The organism is Shimia sp. R9_3, assembly GCF_017743755.1.
Lineage (GTDB): Bacteria > Pseudomonadota > Alphaproteobacteria > Rhodobacterales > Rhodobacteraceae > Shimia.
Genome location: NZ_JAGHRP010000004.1, coordinates 339,776 through 358,226, shown reverse-complemented (window position 1 = coordinate 358,226; position 18,451 = coordinate 339,776). Strand labels below are relative to the sequence as shown.

Genomic DNA, 18,451 nt, shown 5'->3' with positions numbered 1-18,451 from the left:
CGATGCTTTTATAATTTGTAACATCGAAACTTGATGTCGTGAATTTGAATAAAATTTACGATATAGTCCAATTGGAGTGCTCAACTCATCCTTTGGGATTGGTTGGCGCCTTGAGCCTGAATTGAATTGGTGGGCCCGAATTTGCGAAACGGCAATTCGGGTGGGGGCTCTCAAATACGACTTTAAGACACATTTTGAACTCTCAATCGATTGGAGAAGCGTGATGGGTAAAAGGGTCTTGGGCAGTATATCCAAAATTACCAAAACCATGGTCGGCGGGGTGATTGTCTTTTCAGGGACAGCAACAGCGGTATTGGCACAGAACAACGCCGAGCTTTATGGGCATTTGAATTACGGATTTATTGTGGTGGACGACGGGGACACCACCACCAGCGAATTTGCAGATAACTCAAATGCGGTCAGCCGGTTTGGCGTGCGTTATTCCCAGCCAATTGGGCAGGGCACGTTCAAATTCAATTTCGAAACCGGATTGGGCCTCGCGGGCAGCTCTGATTGGAGTCAGATCAATGATCCGGAGTTTCTGGAATGGGAGCGCACCAATATCCGGAAAGTGGATTTCAGCTATGAGGGCAGCTTTGGTAAGGTCTATCTGGGGCAGGGCAGCATGGCGTCTGACGGGATCACCGGGGCGAGTTTCTCGGGCACCGACGGGATTGCGACGAGCGCGGTTGCCGATGTGGGCGGCGGGTTTCACTTCAGCGACGGGATGGTTGATGGCACGGAACCCACTGTGAAATCGGTGTTCAATGACTTTGACGGTGGCCGTTTGGGACGTGTGAGATATGACACGCCGCCGCTGGCCGGAGGTGGTTTGATCCTCAGCGCGGCTGTGGGGGAGAACATCCTGAGCGAAGGTGTGGATGACACGGTTTATGACCTTGGTCTGGTCTACAACGGGGATGCCGGAGATTTGCAATATAGTGCGCGCATCGGCAGCGAGTGGACGGATTTCGACGCCGGAGGCGACGCCAATGCGGTGTTTGGGTCCTTTGCCATTTTACACACGTCCACCGGATTGAACGGCAAGATCGCAGCCGGACGTCGCGATAGCGACAACAGCGCGGTGGACAGTGACTATTTTTACACCAAGCTCGGCAAACGTGATTTTGAATGGTTTGCCTGGGGTAAGACCCATCTGTCGGCGGATTTCTTCTGGGCCAATGACTCCCGTCTTGCGGGCGATGACGGATTTGCCTGGGGGCTTCAGGCGACACAGGAGCTCGATAACTACAATGCCGTGCTCTATCTGGCGTATCGTCAGTATCAATATGAAGAGCCAGGGCTGGATTATCAGGATATCGACATCTTCATGGTGGCGGCACGCTGGAACTTCTGACACCCGCTGATCGGCAGAGGGCCGCCCCTTGGCCCCTGCTTGGTCCCTGTCGCTGCCTGAAAGCCGCTCTCTGCGTGGAATTGGCCTTGCACAGCGGCGCGGGGGCCACTAGAAGAGCACAAATTTTCTCGACTGCGCGCGGACTCTCATGTGCCGCGCGCCGCTACTTATGGGGACTCCTGATGCAGGTTACCGAGACTCTGAACGAAGGTCTGAAACGCGGCTATTCGATCACCGTGACAGCTGATGAGCTGGACGCGAAGGTCAATGAAAAGCTGAAAGAAGCACAGCCGGAAATCGAAATGAAAGGTTTCCGCAAAGGCAAAGTGCCGATGCCGCTTCTGAAAAAGCAGTTTGGTGAGCGCCTGATGGGTGAAGCCATGCAGGAGACCATCGACGGTGCGATGAACGCGCATTTCGAAGAGTCCGGCGACCGTCCGGCGCTGCAGCCGAAAGTCGAAATGAAAGACGGCGAAAACTGGAAGCCTGGCTCTGACGTAGAAGTCGAGATGTCCTATGAAGCGCTGCCAGAGATCCCTGAAGTGGACCTGAAAGGCATCAAGCTGGAGAAGCTGGTTGTCAAAGCAGATGACGCAGCCGTGGACGAAGCTCTGGGCAACCTCGCAGAAACCGCGCAGGACTTCAAAGCACGCGGCGAAGGCGACGCGGCACAGGACGGCGATCAGGTTGTCATGGATTTTGTGGGACGCATCGACGGCGAAGCCTTTGACGGCGGCGCAGGCGAAGAATTCCCACTGACCCTCGGCTCCGGCCAGTTCATCCCCGGCTTTGAAGAACAGCTGGTTGGCGTGAAAGCGGGCGAAGAAAAAGACGTGACCGTGACCTTCCCTGAAGAGTACGGCGCAGAAAACCTCGCGGGCAAAGAAGCCGTGTTCTCTTGCACCATCAAAGAGGTGAAAGAGCCGGTTGCTGCAGAGATCAACGACGAGCTGGCGACCAAATTCGGCGCTGAAGACCTTGCAGGTCTGAAAGCTCAGATCACCGAGCGTCTGGAAGCAGAATACGCCGGTGCCGCACGTGCGGTGACCAAGCGCGCGCTGCTTGACGAGCTGGACAAGCTGGTGTCCTTCGAGCTGCCGCCATCCCTGGTGGAAGCAGAAGCAAGCCAGATCGCACACCAGCTGTGGCACGAAGAAAACCCTGAAGTGGAAGGCCACGATCACGACAAGATCGAGCCAACTGAAGAGCACAACACCCTGGCAGAGCGCCGCGTGCGTCTTGGCCTGCTGCTCGCAGAACTGGGTCAGAAAGCCGAAGTTGAAGTGACCGACGCAGAGATGACTCAAGCGATCATGAACCAGGCGCGTCAGTACCCTGGTCAAGAGCGTCAGTTCTTTGAGTTCATCCAGCAGAACCAGCAGATGCAGCAGCAGCTGCGCGCACCGATCTTTGAAGACAAAGTTGTCGACTATGCGTTTGAGCTGGCGGAAGTGAGCGAAAAAGAGGTCTCCAAAGACGACCTGCAGAAAGCCGTAGAGGCACTGGACGACGAATAAGTCTGGACACCCCGATTTCGGGACAGTGAAGGGGCCGCTCCGAATGGGGGCGGCCTTTTTTATTGGTCGCTGCGGTCATCTGGGGGCTGCCGTGATGCACAGGTTTTAATGGGGGCCAGCCCCCATGCCCCGGGATACTTCAGGAATGAGAAAACGGGGCGCGGGGGAGGTGCTTGATCTTTTGTTGCCGAGGTTGTTCTCTGCGAGGGTGTTTTGAGGAGAGCAGACATTGGACTACACCACATTTGACAAAGCCGGATATGAGGCTTTCAAGGCCAACGATCGGGAGGGGCCGGTGCATATGCTGAACCTGATCAAGCTGCGTGATCAGGCGGTCTATGAGGATGGGCGGGAAGCCACCGGTGCGGAGGCTTATGCGGCTTATGGGCGCGAGAGTGCGCCGGTGTTCAAACAGCTTGGCGGCAAGATCATCTGGCGGGGCAGCATGGAGCAGATGCTGATCGGGCCGGAAAAAATGTGGGATCTGTGTTTTATTGCGGAGTATCCAAGTGTGGAGGCCTTCACCTCCATGCATAAGTTTCCAGAGTACCGCGCGGCGGTGGCGCATCGGCAGGCGGCGGTGGAGGACAGCCGGTTGATCCGTATGGCCCCGATGGCGCTTGGCGGGAATTTTGGAGAATAAGCGCTCCCAGAGTTGGATCACGAGAGCTTGCAACAAAAAAGCCCCGGCGGGAGACCGGGGCTTTTTCTATGTGCTGTCGCTGTGATCAGTGGTGGCCGGAGAAGACCAGCGTTCTGAACGGCATGAGAATGGCGCGGAAGCGCAGGATCAGGGCGTGGGCGTAGCCGACGGTGTCGATCACATGCAGGGCCACGAATTTTGCCGTGCCGATGTCGGGATCCTGCAGGCGCTCGTGGTTGCTGGTGTAGGCGTTGACCTCACATTGGCTGCCCGGGGGCAGATGGTCGATGCCGCCTTCCCAGAGCGGTTCCATATAGGCGATCACTGTGCCGGGGCGCTGCAGGTTCTGCGGATCGCGCAGGGTGTCAGAGGGGCGCACCTGACCGGAGGGGATCACATCTTGCACACCGATGATGACCATGGGGGTCACCCGCATCGGCGCGGTGGCGCAGGAGATTTCTGCCAACATGCCCGGGTGCAGCACCTGTGCGGTCAGCTGGCTGAAGCCAGCCTGAAACCGCCCGCGTCCTGTGTCTGAGGGCACAAGAATGCCCGCAGGACGCAGGATCGGGTTGATGTAATCCCCGGGCCGGAGATCAAACTGTTCGATGCGTCCGGCTTGTCCGGCATAGATCGTCATTTTCGACAGTTCCACCTGGGCCTGATTGAGAGAGGCCTCGGCGCTGTCTTTCTGGGCCGGGATCTGGATTTCCAGCCGGTGTTTGGCGGATTCAAGGGCGGAGTGGGCCGCGTCCACGGCGGCAAGGCGTTCCTGAATGAGGTTTTCCAGACGCTCGACCTCACGCACGGTCACCGCGGGGGAGTTTTCCTGAAATAGGGTGTTTTTGCGCTCAAACTCGTCTTTGGTTTGCTCAAATGCGGCTTCGGCGGCGTCAAAATTGGCCTGTGCCACGCGGGTGTCATCATGGGCCAGAAGGGCGGCGGCATCCACTTCGATCACAGCAGCGCGGGCGGTGGCGACGGCGGCGCGCTGGCGGCTGTCATCCAGTTTGAAGATCACATCGCCTTCTTCCACGGTCTGGTTGTTTTCTACCATCACCTCGGTCACGCGGCCGCTGATTTCCGGCAGGATGGTGACGGTGCGGAAAAATGAGGTCACATTGGAGGTGGACGGGTGGTAATAGAAGATCAGGGTGATCAGGCTGACCGTCAGAATGAAGCAGGAGCTGAGGCCGTAGCGCAGCTCATACCACATGGAGAACAGAGTGATTTCCTGCCCCAGACGTTTGCCTTGCCAATAGCGGCGGAACAGGAAGTCCGGGAAAATGGTCAGCATGGAGCAACAGATAAATTCCAGCATGGCTTACACCTCACCGTTTTTGGTGGCGTTCTCGGACGCCGTTTGGGTGGGGGCTGGGGTGGCCTCTGCGGATGCGGATTGGGCGACGGTTTTCGGAGGCTCCGGTGATTTGAGGCGGTCCAGTGCATCGGCGATGCGCCCAAGCGGGGTTTCATAATCCGGGATCTGGATCAGGGCCAACAGAAGGGCGGCCACCCAATAAATGTTGTTGTGGGTGAACAGCGCGATCAGGGCAAGCACACCCACGATTTGGAGTTGATTGGCCCCCACTTTATGCGCGAGCTGTTCCGGCAGGGAATGCAGGTGCAAAAAGAAGGTGGTGAGGAGGAACACCATGACCACGGCAAAGATGGCAACATTGGTCATCATCGGGTCTGCCCCTGTCGCATCGGATATGAAGCTGGGGAGATGGTGGGGGGCGAGGGGGTGCAGGGTGCCTGCGGATTCGGTGCTCACAAGGGGCCTCAAAAACTGAAAACAATTGCGGGGAGAATAGTCTTCGCTGAGACCGCTGCCAAGGCGACTTCGTTAAGAATACACTAATCCCGTCAATCTGGTGCGGGGGTGTTTCTTATCTGCCAAAGCGCGAAAAGAGGACGGCCTCAGGCAGGCATATGTGTTTTGGGGTTCAGGGGGCGAGGCCGGTTTCTTTTAACAATCCTGCGCGCTTGGCCTCCGGGTAGTAGCCCTTGGCATAAAGGAACACAGAGCGGTCGTAGTTGCCCTCGGCCACAAGGTAAGCGCCGCGCAGGTATTTGACGGCGTAGGTCAGATTGGTTTCGGCGTCGAGCAAGCCCTCGCGGTTGCCGGTGTAGCCCATGCCACGGGCGGTGGGCAGCTGGATCTGCATGAGGCCGATGTTGTTGCCGTTGGTGACCCAGGGGCGGTGGGTGCTTTCGCGAATGACCACGCGCTGAACGAGATCACGCGGCACCTCGTAAAAATCGGCATATTGATTGATCAGTGTGCGCAGCTCTGGTGTTTCATTGGGGTAGAGCGGCGGGTCAAATTCTGGGGCGGCGGTTGGCTCTGTGCTGGCGCAGGCCGCTGGCAGGGAGATCAGAAGGGCGAGCGCCATACGGCGTGAATAGTGGGCGGGCATGCGGCTTCCTGAAAGTCATTTTGCCCAGTATGGCCGGTCGCACAGAAAAGGGAAGCGGTTGGTCGACACAGAGGCACTCTTGCGCAGGAGTTTGCGTAAGCACTGGCCGGAAAAGAAAAACCGCGCCCAGGTGCACCCGGACGCGGCTTCGCGAATTCTTCGCTGGTAAAGCGTCTACTGCTCTTCGGCAGGCGCTTCTTCGGATGGGGCAGGTGCACCCATGTCGTCGTCGTCAGAGGCAGCTGCGCCGATATCGTCGAACAGTTCGGCGATTTCGAATTCTGCTTCTGCTTCTGCTTCTGCAGCCAGTTCCTGAATGGATTTACCGGAAGCTTGCAGCTCCGCTTCTTCCTCAGAACGGGCAACGTTCAGATTGATGGTGATCTGAACTTCAGGGTGCAGGTTCACGTGAACCGCGTGCAGACCGAGCTCTTTGATCGGAGCGGCCAGAGCAACCTGTTTCTTGTCCAGAGAGAAGCCTGCTTCGGTGGCTGCTTCTGCTGCGTCACGTGGGGTGACGGAGCCGTAGAGCGCACCAGCGTCGGACGCGGAACGAATCACGATGAACTGTTCGCCATCGAGCTTCTCGCCCAGTGCTTCTGCTTCTTTCTTGGTTTCCAGGTTGCGCGCTTCGAGCTGAGCTTTCTGTGCTTCGAAGGATGCGATGTTGGCTTTGGACGCGGTCAGCGCCTTGCCCTGTGGCAGCAGGAAGTTGCGAGCATAGCCCGGCTTCACGTCCACAACTTCGCCCATTTGGCCCAGCTTGGCCACACGTTCCAGAAGGATAACTTGCATGTCAGTGTCTCCTTACTTCACGGCGTATGGAAGCAGTGCAAGGAAGCGCGCGCGTTTGATTGCACGGGCCAGCTCACGCTGTTTCTTGGCAGACACGGCTGTGATGCGCGAAGGCACAATTTTGCCGCGCTCAGAGATGTAGCGCTGCAGCAGCTTGGTGTCTTTGTAGTCGATCTTCGGCGCGTTCTCACCCGAGAAAGGGCAGACTTTGCGACGGCGGAAAAATGGTTTTGCAGCCATAACTTAATGTCCTCTCTTAAGGTGATTAGGAGCGGCGGTCGCGGCGGTCGCCACGCTCGTCACGTTTCTGCATCTGAACCGAAGGACCTTCAGCGTGTTCGTCAACCTTGATGGTCAGAACGCGCATCACGTCGTCATGCAGGCGCATCAGGCGTTCCATTTCCTGAATCGCTGCGGCAGGCGCGTCGGATTTCAGGAAGGCATAGTGGCCTTTGCGGTTCTTGTTGATTTTGTAGGCCATGGTTTTCACGCCCCAGTACTCGCTCTCTACAACGGACCCGCCGTTGTCAGAAAGAACTGTACCGAAGTGTTCAACGAGGCTTTCTGCTTGCGCGTTGGACAGGTCCTGGCGCGAGATGAAAACATGCTCATAAAGCGGCATGTGCTCTCCATTCATTTTACAGGCGCATTTCAAAGAGCGGGGCATCTTGGCCTTTCGCACCCCACCCACGAGAGACTGCGCGGTTCAAGCTTTTGCGAAAGGATGGCGCTGTATAGCCGAATTCGGCGAAGGCGCAAGGGGAGAAATGGCTCTTTGGACCAAGTTTTCTTGGGGCTCAGAGAAGGCTTAGCGATGATTTAACCAAAAGCACAGGGATTTCGTTAATCCGCCCCATTCTCGCCTGAATTCACCCGGAAGTTTAGCGCAAAGGCGGGACAAACCGCAGAAACTGTCGCCGCAAAGGCGCATAGGAGACCGGGACAATGATGGCGATGACACAAATCGCAAATGAAGCACGCTCTCGCGTGGCTATGGTGGAAGGCAAGCGGCCTTCGCTTTCCGTACGCACAAGCGCTGTCGTGTTCGGCTTTGCTTTCATTTGGGCCGGGATCGGGCTTTGGCTGATGCCGGGGCTGGATCTGACACCCATGATCCTGCTGTCAAAGATGGGCATTTCCATTCTGTTGGTGACCGCTGGCGTAGGGCTCACGCAGATTGCCACGCAGAAACCGCGTCAGGAGCTGCATTTTGATCAGCGCAACCGCCAGCTTCTGGTTTTTGAGGGATTGCCGCGCCGTCGCAAACATGTGGCGCAGGCCATCAACTATGAAGACATCGGGCGCGTGGATGTGAGTGACACACGCTTGACGGTGCTGGGCGCTGATGGGGGCGAGATTGTGGGGCTTCCGTTGGATGGGCCGCACGCCCGTTTGGACGCCATTGCGCAGCTGCGCAGCCAGACCATGTTGCCGCTTTAAAGGCAGCGAGTCGCGCGCCAATCCAGAATGTTAAGAGAGTGACTTGAGGTCGGCAGCCGGATGGGCTGGCGGCCATTTTATTTTGTGCTGGCTTTGAAGGCTTGCAGGTGTGGCCCCGATCCTGATCAGGCGGAAGGGGGCTTTTGGTTTGTGGTTTCGTTTTTCTTCTTCTTTTCCTGATCATGGTGCCACTTGATGGCGTAGAACATACCAATGCCTAACACGATGATCTTAAAGGGGAAGAAGACCAAAGGGAAAAGATCTACCCAACCCAGTTCCATTGCATATTTCCAATCTGTTTCAGGACGCTCTTTGCCGGAGAGGCGCTAACGCATAGCGGCAGCGCTCAACATCCGCCACATTGACGCAGGCCCCACAGTCGGCCTGTGCGCTGCCTGATATAGGGAGGATGGGCTGCCACCTCAACCGGTCGCGGGCAGGGCGTTTGCAAGCGCTATATAAGGGGAAGCATTGACTTCGTGTGGGCGTTTCCTGTGCGGGCTTCAACGGCCGCGCGAGGTAAGTCGATGAAATACATCAAATTCAAACAACCTGAAGCGATATGGCTGGGCTGAAATTCGCTCACACTGGAAGTCTCTTATTTTATTGGGGAATGGCGCGTTTTGTGCGGTCATGCGGGGGTGTCTTCACGGAAATGTTCACAAAAGCACAGTGGTTGTGGGTTTACGTAGAATTGCGATTGGGAGAAGTCTCGGCACATTGCTAGTATCACATCGTTATTGATCCATTTTGGAGAGACCCCATGAAACGCACCCTTTTTGCCGCTGGCCTCGCATTGGCCGCCGTCACCGCAACTTCCGCTGTTGCAGCGCCTGAGAAATATGTGCTCGACGCATCGCACAGCCAGATCCTGTTCTCTTACAACCACCTGGGGTACTCCACGACCTGGGGCATGTTCTCCGGCTTTGAAGGCGAGATCATGTTTGACAAGGAAGATCCGTCTGCAAGCTCCGTGTCTGTGTCCATGCCCGTGAAATCCATGTTCACCGGTTGGGAAAAGCGCGATGCGCACTTCATGAGCGGTGATTTCTTTGATGCGGCGGATGATGAGCTGGTGAGCTTCTCCTCGACCGGCATCGAAGTGACCGGCGATAACACCGCCCTGATCACCGGTGATCTGACCCTGAACGGTGTGACCAAATCCGTGGTACTGGACGCGCAGCTGAACGCAGCCAGCGAGCACCCAATGGCGAAAAAGCCTTGGGCGGGTTTCAATGCGACCACCACGCTGAAGCGCACAGACTATGACGTGGGCAACTTCGCACCGTTTGTGAGCGACGAAGTGGAAGTGCAGATTTCCGTTGAGGCGATGAAAGCGGAATAAACGCTTCTTTCGCCAGAGTTTGAGAGGGCTGCCTGAGAGGGCGGCCCTTTTTTGTGTCTTTTAGGGCATTGTCGGAAGGTTCTGTAGTGCCTGAAGCTGATCACATAGGCCAGCCCCTGACCCTGGGTGGGGGTGAAGCCCCCTCCCGTGGGGAGGGCCCGTAGAGATGAACTGAGGCTGGTCGGCTGCGCCGCCTGTTAGAGGATGGAGGTTGCGTGATTCAGATGGCCAAGGTGGCGTGATAGCGTTTTAGAGGCAGGGCCAAGGTTCGCGCGTTCGTTTGCAGATTGAGAGTTTAAGTTTGTATCTGCGGGGCGGTTTTGGTTGGATAGATGCGGTTACTCCAAAATCGGAGTCGGAAGCCTTAACTTCACGAGTTTGGAGCGAGCATTGGAAGTTATTTTCTATTTGGTCTTTGCTTATAGCTGTGTCGGGCTTTGTGCGACTTCAGTTTGTTTTTTCAGGTTATTTGCTTCGATCATGAGCCTGATAAATGCTACCAATGCGCAGTTCGATGAAGCTCCTGTTAAGTACATTGCTACAGGTGGTTTATGGCAAATGTGGCGTGTTGTTGACGATAGAAATAACGCGCATGCCACCAAACGCATGTTGAAAAACTTGGCGCTCTTCATTTTATCGTTGGCAGCCACGATGGCGCCACTTCTTGTGCTCGCAGCATATACTGAGCAATGAGGTTTTAGGGCCGTCTCAGGTCAACGGCCCCAAGTGATTTCTAAGATTATTCGCCGCGTGTTGCGGTCAGGTTGACGGTCACGGCGACGCCAAAGCCCAGCGAGCTTTCGTCGGTCATCGTATCCCCTACGTGGAAGCTGCGGCGATCAAGCTCCAACGCGCCGGTCATTTCTGCGGAGTCGCCATCCAATGTGAGCGTGAAGGGCAGGGTGGTCGGTACCTCATGTCCGCTGAGCGCCAATGTTCCTTCGGCGATGTAGCCTGTTTCAGCAGCCAGCAAGTCGGCGGTGAAGGTCGCGGTGGGATGCTCTGAGGCATTCAGATAATCCGCGCCAAGGGCCTGATCGGTGACCGACCCAAGAGTGAGCGAGCCGATGGCAATGGTCACCGTGACACTGCCATGCTTGCCGTCGGTTGCGGTTTCGTCAAAGGCGATCTCGGCGGTCCAGTCAGCGAAGCTGCCAGTCACCTCGCTTCCAAATTGCTGCACAGCGATGCCGAGCGTGCCGGATTGTACCTTCCATTCGGAGGCGACTTCGGCCAGCTCCGCAGCGGGTTCGGCCCCTTCGGCTGGCGCAAAGATCCCTGAGAACGCGCCAACATAGAGTGCTGCAGCCCAGACGGTTGCAGCGCCAAGGAACGGCAGGGTGTGGCCGGGCTGTTGTGCCGGCGTGTCTGGCAGGTTCGGCGTTCCGGGCAGCATGCGCTGAAGCGTTTTGTCTTTGTCGATGATGGCGTGTTTCAATGCGCCGCCAATATGGGCCAGCAGGGTGAGCACCAAGAGGAGCATGAAGACATAGTGCAAGGCCCCCAAAGTTTCGGCCAGCACAGGATCTTTCGGAATAAAGAACAGGGATTGCCCAAAGGGCCACCAGATCGGGGCAAAGCCGGTGGTCGCCGCGTGGTGCATCCAGCCGGTCAGAGGCACAAGCACCATTGCACCATAGAGCACCCAATGCGCGGTCTCTGCGGCCAGCGCCTCAAGCTTGTGGTCGCCGTTGAGCAATTTGGGGCGCGGCTGGGTGAAGGCCCAGAGAATGCGCAGGACCGCCACCAAAAACGCGGTGAGGCCGATGGTTTTATGCAAAGAGAAGAGCGTGGCCTTAAAGGCGAGCTGCGCGCTGTCCTCATAGGGGGCCTGATGGGCGAAGTAGCCAACCGCCAGTGCACTGACGATCAGGAGGGCGGTGAGCCAGTGAAATGTCTTAGCGACACTGCCATAGCAGGCAGCGGTGTTGGAGCGCGACATGTAAAAACCTCTTATATACGTTGGCTCTAGAGTGGCGCTTGTGGGGCTGTGGCGCAACCGGCGCTCATGCACAAGTGAGGTGCGTGTCTGCGCAGTGTGGCGAGGGTTAACGCTCTATTGACGTTGCGTGGGGCTTTTCTGCGGGGTATGTCGGTTCAAATACCTTTGAGGAGAGCCAGAATGAGCCGTGCATTTGTATTTCCGGGCCAAGGGGCCCAGACCATTGGAATGGGCAAGGCGCTGGCCGAAGCCTATCCAGAGGCACAAGCGATTTTCAACGAGGTGGATGACGCGCTTGGGGACAACCTGAGCAAGCTCATCTGGGAAGGCGATCAGGAGACCCTGACCCTGACACAGAATGCGCAACCTGCCTTGATGGCGACCTCGCTGGCGGCGATGACGGCACTCTATGTCGAAGGCATTGCAGTGACCGATGTGTCCTGTGTTGCCGGTCACAGCCTTGGTGAATATTCCGCACTGGCGGCGGCAGGTGCCATCAGCGTGGGCGACACCGCGCGCCTTCTGCGGACCCGTGGTCAGGCGATGCAGGCGGCTGTGCCTGTGGGCGAAGGCGCGATGGCCGCGATCCTCGGCCTTGATTTTGCAGCGGTGCAAGAGGTGGCTGAGGCGGCGGCTGAAGGAGAGGTCTGTCAGGCGGCCAATGACAACGACCCAACACAGGTTGTGGTGTCCGGTGCCAAAGCTGCTGTTGAGCGGGCTGCGGAGATTGCCAAGGAAAAAGGCGCACGCCGCGCGGTGATGCTGCCGGTCAGCGCACCGTTCCATTGCGCGCTGATGCAGCCAGCGGCCGATGTGATGGCTGAGGCGCTGGCAAATGTAGAGATCAAAGCGCCGGCGGTGCCGCTGTTTGCAAATGTGCGCGCGGCAGCGGTGCGTGATCCCGACGAAATCCGCAAACTGCTGGTGGAGCAGGTGACCGGCTCTGTGCGCTGGCGCGAATCGGTGATCAATATGGCCGCGGATGGTGTGACCGAATTCTGGGAAATCGGCGCAGGTAAGGCGCTTTCGGGCATGATCCGCAAGATCGACCGCAACAATGCGGTGCGCGCGGTGGGGACGCCTGATGATGTGCTGGCGGCTGTGGCCAGCCTCAAATGATCCAACCCAGGCTGAGACGGCGCTTTCTGGCTGGGGCGGCGGCGCTTGGCGTCGCCGTTGTGGCGGGCTGCACGCATTTGCAGGTGGCCTACCTCAATTCCTATGACAGCATTGCGTTTGAGCCTTCAGGTGAGGACCTTTTGGTGTCAGGCACGCTCAATCAGTTCAGCCTTGCGTCGTTTGAGCAGGCGATTGCCGAAAATCCGGAGACCACGCGTCTTGTGCTGATGTATGTGCCCGGATCGGTGGACGATGAGACCAACCTGAAGCTTGGCAACCGGGTGCGTGATCTGGGTCTGGACACGCATCTGACGGCGGACAGTGAAGTGCATTCCGGCGGGACGGATCTGTTCCTCGCAGGTGTGGAGCGCTCGATGGAAGAGGGCGCGATCATCGGGGTGCACAGTTGGGCCGAAGGCAATCGCGCGGGGGCGGATTTTCCGAAGGATGACCCTGTCCACGAAAGCTATGTGAGCTATACCGCACGCATGTTGGGCAGTGCAGATTTCTATTGGTTCACGCTTGACGCGGCACCTGTAGAAGACACTTACATTATGACACCGGCAGACATTGCCAAATACGGGCTTTTGACCAAGCCTGTGGTGAAAAACTGAGAGAGACAGAACTATGTTTGATCTGACTGGAAAAACCGCGCTGGTGACCGGCGCATCGGGTGGCATCGGCGGCGCGATTGCCAAGGCGCTGCATGACGCGGGTGCAACCGTGGGCCTGTCTGGCACACGTGTGGAGCCGCTTGAGGCGCTGGCAGCTGAGCTGGGAGAGCGCGCGCATGTGCTGCCGTGCAACCTGAGCGACTCAGAGGCGGTGGATGCGCTGCCAAAGCAGGCCATCGAGGCGATGGGCAGCGTGGATATTCTGGTGAACAACGCGGGCATCACCCGTGACCAGATTTTCATGCGTATGTCTGACGAGGAATGGCAGAGCGTGATCGACGTGAACCTGACCAGCGCGATGCGCCTATGTCGTGGTGTGATGCGTCCGATGATGAAATCCCGGTGGGGCCGGATCATCAACATCAGCTCTATTGTCGGCGCGACTGGCAACCCGGGGCAGGCGAACTATGCCGCCTCCAAAGCCGGGCTCGTTGGTCTGACAAAATCCATCGCCTATGAGGTGGCGAGTCGCGGAATCACAGCCAATGCTGTGGCGCCGGGCTTTATTGCGACAGCGATGACCGACAAGCTGACCGACGATCAGAAAGACAAGATCAACGGGCAGATTCCGGCGGCGCGCATGGGCACCTCCGAGGAAATCGCTGCGGCTGTGCTGTATTTGGCAAGTGCTGAAGCAGGTTATGTGACAGGCACCACCTTGCATGTGAACGGTGGCATGGCCATGTTGTGACCGTGCGCGGCCCGCGAAAACGGGCTGCAGCTGTCGCTGGGGAAAGCGTTTGCCTTGTGAGGTGGATGTGTTATAGGCGGCGAGTATTTTCCGGGTGCCCCCTAATTATGCAGAGGGCGGACGGAGACCTTCCGGGACGACCGGACCAGAACCGTCCCGGTTGGGGCACAAATCAGACCCATCTAAAATGATGGGAATTCAAACGGGCCAACACGCCCAAGACGAATGAGGAATTGACATGAGCGACGTCGCAGACCGCGTGAAAAAGATCGTTGTAGAGCACCTGGGTGTGGAAGAGGACAAAGTTGTTGAAGCAGCGTCCTTCATCGACGATCTGGGCGCAGACAGCCTCGACACCGTGGAACTGGTGATGGCTTTTGAAGAAGAGTTCGGCATCGAGATCCCGGACGACGCAGCCGAAACCATCCAGACCTTCGGCGACGCGGTCAAATTCATCTCCGAAGCTTCCTAAGCTCTTCGAGATAACTTTTGTGAAACGGCGCTTCCCTCAGGGAGGCGCCGTTTTGCTGTCGTGTCTGCGAGTTTGCGCGACGTTTTTTTTGCCTTGCGGTGTTCTTTGGGTGGTAAACTGACCTCATAAAGTTTGCTGGAGGAGATTTCCGCAATGATGATTTACCCCACAATGGAACTTCTGGACGGTCGCTGCGTGACCTTGGACAAAGGCGATCTGGACAGCCCGCAGATTTGGCATGTGGACCCGGTGGAAACGGCCAAAGGGTTTGCCGCATCCGGCGCAGAATGGATGCATTTGACGGATTTCAACGCGGTTCAAGGCAGCGATCAAAATGCCGAGCTGGTTGAAGAGATTATTCGGGGGGCAGGGCTGCCTGTGCAGCTGGGCGGAGGTATGCGCTCCCGTGAGCAGGTGGAGCACTGGATCGAGAAAGGCGCAGGCCGGATCGTGCTGGGCACCATGGCGGCCTATGACCCCAATACGGCGATTGAACTGGCGCATGCCCATCCGGACCAGATCGTGCTGGCGGTGGATGTCTGGCAGGGGCAGGTGATGACCGAAGGCTGGCGCAAGGCCGGAGCCTTTGACCCGATTGCCTATGTCAACGCCTTCTCCGAAGCGCCTTTCGCTGGCATCGTTGTAACCGATATCGACAGCGACATGACCGACGTTGAGGCGCAGCTTGGTCTGATCTCCGGCATCGCAGAGCAAAGCCGCTGGCCGGTGACCGCAAGCGGTGTGGTGCGCGGCGCGGATGATATTTCCCGCCTGAAGTATGATCCGAATATTCAGGGCGTTCTGATTGGGCGCGCATTGTTCCGCAAATCGCTGACTGTGGAAGAGGCCCTTGAAGTGGCCAAACCAGAACCGGAGGCGGTGGCGGAGTTCCTGTAGCACCCGCTTCTGTCTCTGAGCACTTTGCGTTTTCTCGGATTGCGCTGCCCGACCGCTCCCTTCCTCCCCTCTGTGGTCTCAACAGCAGCGCAATTCGGCCCCCCGGGGCAAACGCAAAGTGCCTTAAGCGTGCGATATCAGCAAAAGCCAGCGCACGCGCTCTTGCACGCCACAGGCAATCCAAGCTATTTGGGTGGGCAAATTGCCAAAGGCTAGGAGAGCAATGAAATGCGTCGAGTAGTAGTCACCGGTCTCGGTCTGGTCACCCCGCTGGCGTCGGGCGTGGAAGAAAGCTGGACACGTATTCTGGACGGTCAGTCCGGTGCGGGTACCATCACTCGTTTTGATCCTGAGCGTGTGACCACCAAATACGCCTGCGAAGTGCCCTATGGCGATGGCAGCGACGGCACCTTCAATCCTGATGATTGGATGGCTCCGAAAGAGCGCCGCAAGGTGGATGATTTTATTCTCTATGGTCTGGCCGCTTCGCAGATGGCTGTGGAAGACTCGGGCTGGAAGCCAGAAGACACGGAGGCGCTGGAGCGCACCGGTGTGATGATCGGCTCCGGCATCGGTGGCCTGCAGTCCATCGAGCAGACCACACTGCTTTTGAACGAGAAAGGCCCACGCCGTGTATCTCCGTTCTTTATCCCTGGCGCGCTGATCAATCTGATCTCCGGTCAGGTGAGCATCAAATACGGCTTTAAAGGCCCCAACCATGCGGTTGTGACAGCCTGTTCAACCGGCGCGCACGCCATTGGTGATGCGGCCCGTCTGATTGCTTCTGACGATGCGGATGTGATGGTTGCCGGTGGCGCCGAAGCGGCGATCTGTGAGATCGGCATTGCGGGCTTTAACGCCTGTAAAGCGCTCTCCACCAAATATGAAGATGACCCCAAGAAAGCCTCGCGCCCCTATGATGCTGACCGTGATGGCTTCGTGATGGGCGAAGGTGCTGGCATCGTGGTGCTGGAAGAATATGAGCACGCCAAAGCACGCGGTGCGAAGATCTATGCCGAGGTGCTGGGCTATGGCCTGTCTGGTGACGCTTACCACATCACCGCACCTTCTGAGACCGGTGAAGGTGGCGAACGCTCCATGCGTGCCGCGCTGAAGAAAGCGGGTCTTGAGCCGAAAGATCTGGATTACATCAACGCGCATGGCACCTCGACCATGGCCGACACCATCGAGCTTGGCGCAGTTGAGCGCCTGATGGGCGAGCATGCGGGCAAGGTGACCATGTCTTCGACCAAATCCATGACCGGCCATTTGCTTGGCGCTGCGGGCGCGATTGAAGCGATCTTCTCGATCCTTGCGATCCGCGATCAGGTGGCACCGCCCACCATCAACCTCGATAGCCAAGCGGTTGAGACGCCTGTGGATCTGGCACCGAACCAGAAGCGTGAGCGTGAAATCAATGTGGCGCTGTCCAACAGCTTCGGCTTTGGCGGCACCAACGCATCGGTGATCTTCGGGAAGGTCGGCTGATGTGGCGCGCTGTCGCGTCTAACGCGCTGACGCTTTTGATTGTGGCGCTGTTCCTTCTGGGCGGCGTCATTCTCTTTGGGCAGTCTACTTACCGGGCCACGGGTCCACTCACAGAGCCTGTGTGTCTGCGGGTGCAGAGCGGGTCGAACATGAGCCGTGTCTCGCAAGACCTTGAAAAAAGAGGCGCAATTGCCAACGGGATGCTGTTCCGTCTGGGGGCGGATTACTCCGACAAGGCCGACCAGCTGAAAGCCGGTGCGTTTCTGGTGCCTGCTGGCGCGTCGATGGAAGAGATCGTTGACATCGTCACGCGCGGCGGGGCGAGCACCTGCGGCACCGAGATTGTCTATCGCGTTGGCGTGACGCGCAAGGTCGTGCAGGTGCGTGAGCTGGACCCAGCGACTGGCAGATTTGTGGAAGTGGCCTCCTTCAACCCTGCAGAAGAGACCGCGCCGTCTGAGTTCACCCGCGTGCGCGCGGCGTCGGACACACGCTACCGTATTGCCGTGGCCGAAGGTGTGACCAGCTGGCAGGTGATGGACTCTCTGAACAACATCGATCTGCTGACAGGCGAGATTGAACGCCCTCTTGAGGGGAGCCTTGCGCCAGACAGCTATGAGGTGCGTGTCGGCGACACTCGGGAAAGCGTGATTGCGCGGATGCAGAAGGCGCAAGAGGTGCTGGTGGCAGCTGCGTGGGAAAGCCGTGCAGAGGGTGTGCCGCTGGATAGTGCCGAAGAGCTTTTGATCCTTGCCTCCATCATCGAAAAAGAGACCGGTGTGCCGGAAGAGCGCCGTCAGGTGGCCAGCGTGTTTGCCAACCGTCTGGACCGCGGCATGCGCCTGCAGACCGACCCGACGGTGATCTACGGTGTGACCGAGGGTGTTGGCGTGCTGGGCCGTGGATTGCGCCAGAGCGAGCTGCGCCGCGAAACCCCTTGGAACACCTATGTGATCCAGGGTTTGCCACCTACGCCGATCGCGAACCCGGGACGTGCAAGCCTTGAGGCTGCTGCCAATCCGGATCAGACGCCCTACATCTTCTTTGTGGCGGATGGGACCGGCGGACACGCCTTTGCGACCACCTTGTCGGAGCACAATCAGAACGTCGCCAAATGGCGCCAGATTGAGGCCGAACGGGCCAATCAGTAAGGTCTGACAAAGCGAAAATCAAAAACGCGGCTTCCGATTGGGGCCGCGTTTTTTGTTGTTATGGCTCCGCAGGGCGCAGAGAGGAGTTTAGCAAATGTCCTCTGGGCGCATTTCCATCTCCACTTCGATGGGCGCTGGTTTCTGAAAGGTATTGGTGATCGCATCTGCCGCCGGACCTGCCTGCACAGTGATGAGCAGCAGCGCAGCTGCGAGCGCCAGTTTTCCGCGCCATGACAGCTTGGAAAGAAAAGTCGTACCCATGACTTGGTCCCTCAAAATGACACTTTGAGCACCCCACCGCATAAACCTCTATAAATCGATAAGGCCGGGAATGTGGCGCATTGCTTGGCATCAGGAAACACAGCGTTTCCGGTTTTGCAAAGCGGATGCGCAACGGTCTGCGCACGCTGCGTTAAGTGTCTGCAAAGACTTGAAATATTGACTTGAGACACGGTGCTTCATAGCGTTTGGGCCATGCTGGACCACCTCTGGTTGGC

22 protein-coding genes are annotated in these 18,451 nt (G+C 57.7%); 13 read left to right on the top strand and 9 right to left on the bottom strand.

The window, feature by feature from the left end; translation table 11 throughout:
* Positions 1-223 precede the first annotated feature (223 nt).
* From J7412_RS13090 to J7412_RS13080, 3 genes are all read left to right on the top strand, one after another.
* Positions 224-1,357 (top strand): porin, encoded by a 1,134-nt coding sequence (locus tag J7412_RS13090; protein WP_209079032.1) that lies wholly within the window; start codon positions 224-226, stop codon positions 1,355-1,357.
* Between the two features lie 182 nt (positions 1,358-1,539).
* Positions 1,540-2,874, top strand: a complete 1,335-nt coding sequence (tig, locus tag J7412_RS13085; RefSeq protein WP_209079031.1) for a trigger factor — start codon at positions 1,540-1,542, stop codon at positions 2,872-2,874.
* Positions 2,875-3,103: 229 nt separating this feature from the next.
* Positions 3,104-3,517 (top strand): DUF1330 domain-containing protein, encoded by a 414-nt coding sequence (locus tag J7412_RS13080; protein WP_247742868.1) that lies wholly within the window; start codon positions 3,104-3,106, stop codon positions 3,515-3,517.
* Positions 3,518-3,602: 85 nt separating this feature from the next.
* Here J7412_RS13080 and J7412_RS13075 read toward each other — a convergent pair whose 3' ends face one another.
* The 6 genes from J7412_RS13075 to rpsF form a co-directional block, all read right to left on the bottom strand.
* Positions 3,603-4,838, bottom strand: coding sequence for a biotin/lipoyl-binding protein (locus tag J7412_RS13075; RefSeq protein WP_209079030.1), 1,236 nt, complete (start codon positions 4,836-4,838; stop codon positions 3,603-3,605).
* 3 nt (positions 4,839-4,841) lie between these two features.
* On the bottom strand, positions 4,842-5,294 hold the full coding sequence (locus J7412_RS13070; RefSeq protein ID WP_209079029.1) for a hypothetical protein: 453 nt from the start codon (positions 5,292-5,294) through the stop codon (positions 4,842-4,844).
* Positions 5,295-5,466: 172 nt separating this feature from the next.
* Positions 5,467-5,940 carry a lytic transglycosylase domain-containing protein gene (locus J7412_RS13065; protein WP_209079028.1) on the bottom strand — a complete coding sequence of 158 codons (474 nt, stop codon included), beginning with the start codon at positions 5,938-5,940 and terminating at the stop codon, positions 5,467-5,469.
* Positions 5,941-6,114: 174 nt separating this feature from the next.
* Entirely contained in the window at positions 6,115-6,735 is a 621-nt protein-coding gene (gene rplI, locus J7412_RS13060; RefSeq protein WP_209062195.1) for a 50S ribosomal protein L9, read from the bottom strand.
* Positions 6,736-6,747: 12 nt separating this feature from the next.
* On the bottom strand, positions 6,748-6,975 hold the full coding sequence (gene rpsR / locus J7412_RS13055) for a 30S ribosomal protein S18 (protein ID WP_009805008.1): 228 nt from the start codon (positions 6,973-6,975) through the stop codon (positions 6,748-6,750).
* A gap of 25 nt (positions 6,976-7,000) precedes the next feature.
* Positions 7,001-7,357 (bottom strand): 30S ribosomal protein S6, encoded by a 357-nt coding sequence (rpsF, locus tag J7412_RS13050; protein WP_209062197.1) that lies wholly within the window; start codon positions 7,355-7,357, stop codon positions 7,001-7,003.
* Between the two features lie 323 nt (positions 7,358-7,680).
* Between rpsF and J7412_RS13045 the strand changes: the two genes are divergently transcribed.
* The gene (locus J7412_RS13045) at positions 7,681-8,175 is read left to right on the top strand and encodes a hypothetical protein (protein ID WP_209079027.1); all 495 of its coding nucleotides are present in this window, start codon (positions 7,681-7,683) and stop codon (positions 8,173-8,175) included.
* Positions 8,176-8,300: 125 nt separating this feature from the next.
* Here the strand turns inward: J7412_RS13045 and J7412_RS13040 are convergent, their stop codons facing one another.
* The gene (locus J7412_RS13040) at positions 8,301-8,456 is read right to left on the bottom strand and encodes a hypothetical protein (RefSeq protein WP_209079026.1); all 156 of its coding nucleotides are present in this window, start codon (positions 8,454-8,456) and stop codon (positions 8,301-8,303) included.
* 482 nt (positions 8,457-8,938) lie between these two features.
* Between J7412_RS13040 and J7412_RS13035 the strand changes: the two genes are divergently transcribed.
* Both J7412_RS13035 and J7412_RS13030 read left to right on the top strand, forming a co-directional pair.
* Positions 8,939-9,520 (top strand): YceI family protein, encoded by a 582-nt coding sequence (locus J7412_RS13035; protein WP_209079025.1) that lies wholly within the window; start codon positions 8,939-8,941, stop codon positions 9,518-9,520.
* A gap of 390 nt (positions 9,521-9,910) precedes the next feature.
* On the top strand, positions 9,911-10,213 hold the full coding sequence (locus tag J7412_RS13030; protein WP_209079024.1) for a hypothetical protein: 303 nt from the start codon (positions 9,911-9,913) through the stop codon (positions 10,211-10,213).
* A gap of 46 nt (positions 10,214-10,259) precedes the next feature.
* Here the strand turns inward: J7412_RS13030 and J7412_RS13025 are convergent, their stop codons facing one another.
* Positions 10,260-11,462 carry a cytochrome b/b6 domain-containing protein gene (locus J7412_RS13025; RefSeq protein WP_209079023.1) on the bottom strand — a complete coding sequence of 401 codons (1,203 nt, stop codon included), beginning with the start codon at positions 11,460-11,462 and terminating at the stop codon, positions 10,260-10,262.
* A 180-nt stretch (positions 11,463-11,642) separates the two neighbouring features.
* Here J7412_RS13025 and fabD point away from each other — a divergent pair, with 180 nt between their 5' ends.
* From fabD to mltG, 7 genes are all read left to right on the top strand, one after another.
* The gene (fabD, locus tag J7412_RS13020) at positions 11,643-12,581 is read left to right on the top strand and encodes an ACP S-malonyltransferase (protein ID WP_209079022.1); all 939 of its coding nucleotides are present in this window, start codon (positions 11,643-11,645) and stop codon (positions 12,579-12,581) included.
* A complete protein-coding gene (locus J7412_RS13015) occupies positions 12,578-13,195 on the top strand; it encodes an alpha/beta hydrolase (RefSeq protein WP_209079021.1) in 618 nt (205 codons plus the stop codon). The genes fabD and J7412_RS13015 overlap by 4 nt, the downstream gene beginning before the upstream one ends.
* Before the next feature lie 13 nt (positions 13,196-13,208).
* Positions 13,209-13,946 carry a 3-oxoacyl-[acyl-carrier-protein] reductase gene (gene fabG / locus J7412_RS13010; protein ID WP_209062213.1) on the top strand — a complete coding sequence of 246 codons (738 nt, stop codon included), beginning with the start codon at positions 13,209-13,211 and terminating at the stop codon, positions 13,944-13,946.
* Between the two features lie 238 nt (positions 13,947-14,184).
* Positions 14,185-14,418 (top strand): acyl carrier protein, encoded by a 234-nt coding sequence (locus tag J7412_RS13005; RefSeq protein WP_058240599.1) that lies wholly within the window; start codon positions 14,185-14,187, stop codon positions 14,416-14,418.
* Positions 14,419-14,571: 153 nt separating this feature from the next.
* The gene (locus J7412_RS13000; RefSeq protein ID WP_209079020.1) at positions 14,572-15,315 is read left to right on the top strand and encodes a 1-(5-phosphoribosyl)-5-[(5-phosphoribosylamino)methylideneamino] imidazole-4-carboxamide isomerase; all 744 of its coding nucleotides are present in this window, start codon (positions 14,572-14,574) and stop codon (positions 15,313-15,315) included.
* A 228-nt stretch (positions 15,316-15,543) separates the two neighbouring features.
* Entirely contained in the window at positions 15,544-16,803 is a 1,260-nt protein-coding gene (gene fabF / locus J7412_RS12995) for a beta-ketoacyl-ACP synthase II (protein ID WP_209079019.1), read from the top strand.
* Entirely contained in the window at positions 16,803-17,954 is a 1,152-nt protein-coding gene (mltG, locus tag J7412_RS12990; protein WP_209062219.1) for an endolytic transglycosylase MltG, read from the top strand. Before fabF ends, mltG begins: the two co-directional genes overlap by 1 nt.
* A gap of 87 nt (positions 17,955-18,041) precedes the next feature.
* Here mltG and J7412_RS12985 read toward each other — a convergent pair whose 3' ends face one another.
* The gene (locus J7412_RS12985; RefSeq protein WP_209062221.1) at positions 18,042-18,215 is read right to left on the bottom strand and encodes a hypothetical protein; all 174 of its coding nucleotides are present in this window, start codon (positions 18,213-18,215) and stop codon (positions 18,042-18,044) included.
* Between the last annotated feature and the right edge of the window lie 236 nt (positions 18,216-18,451).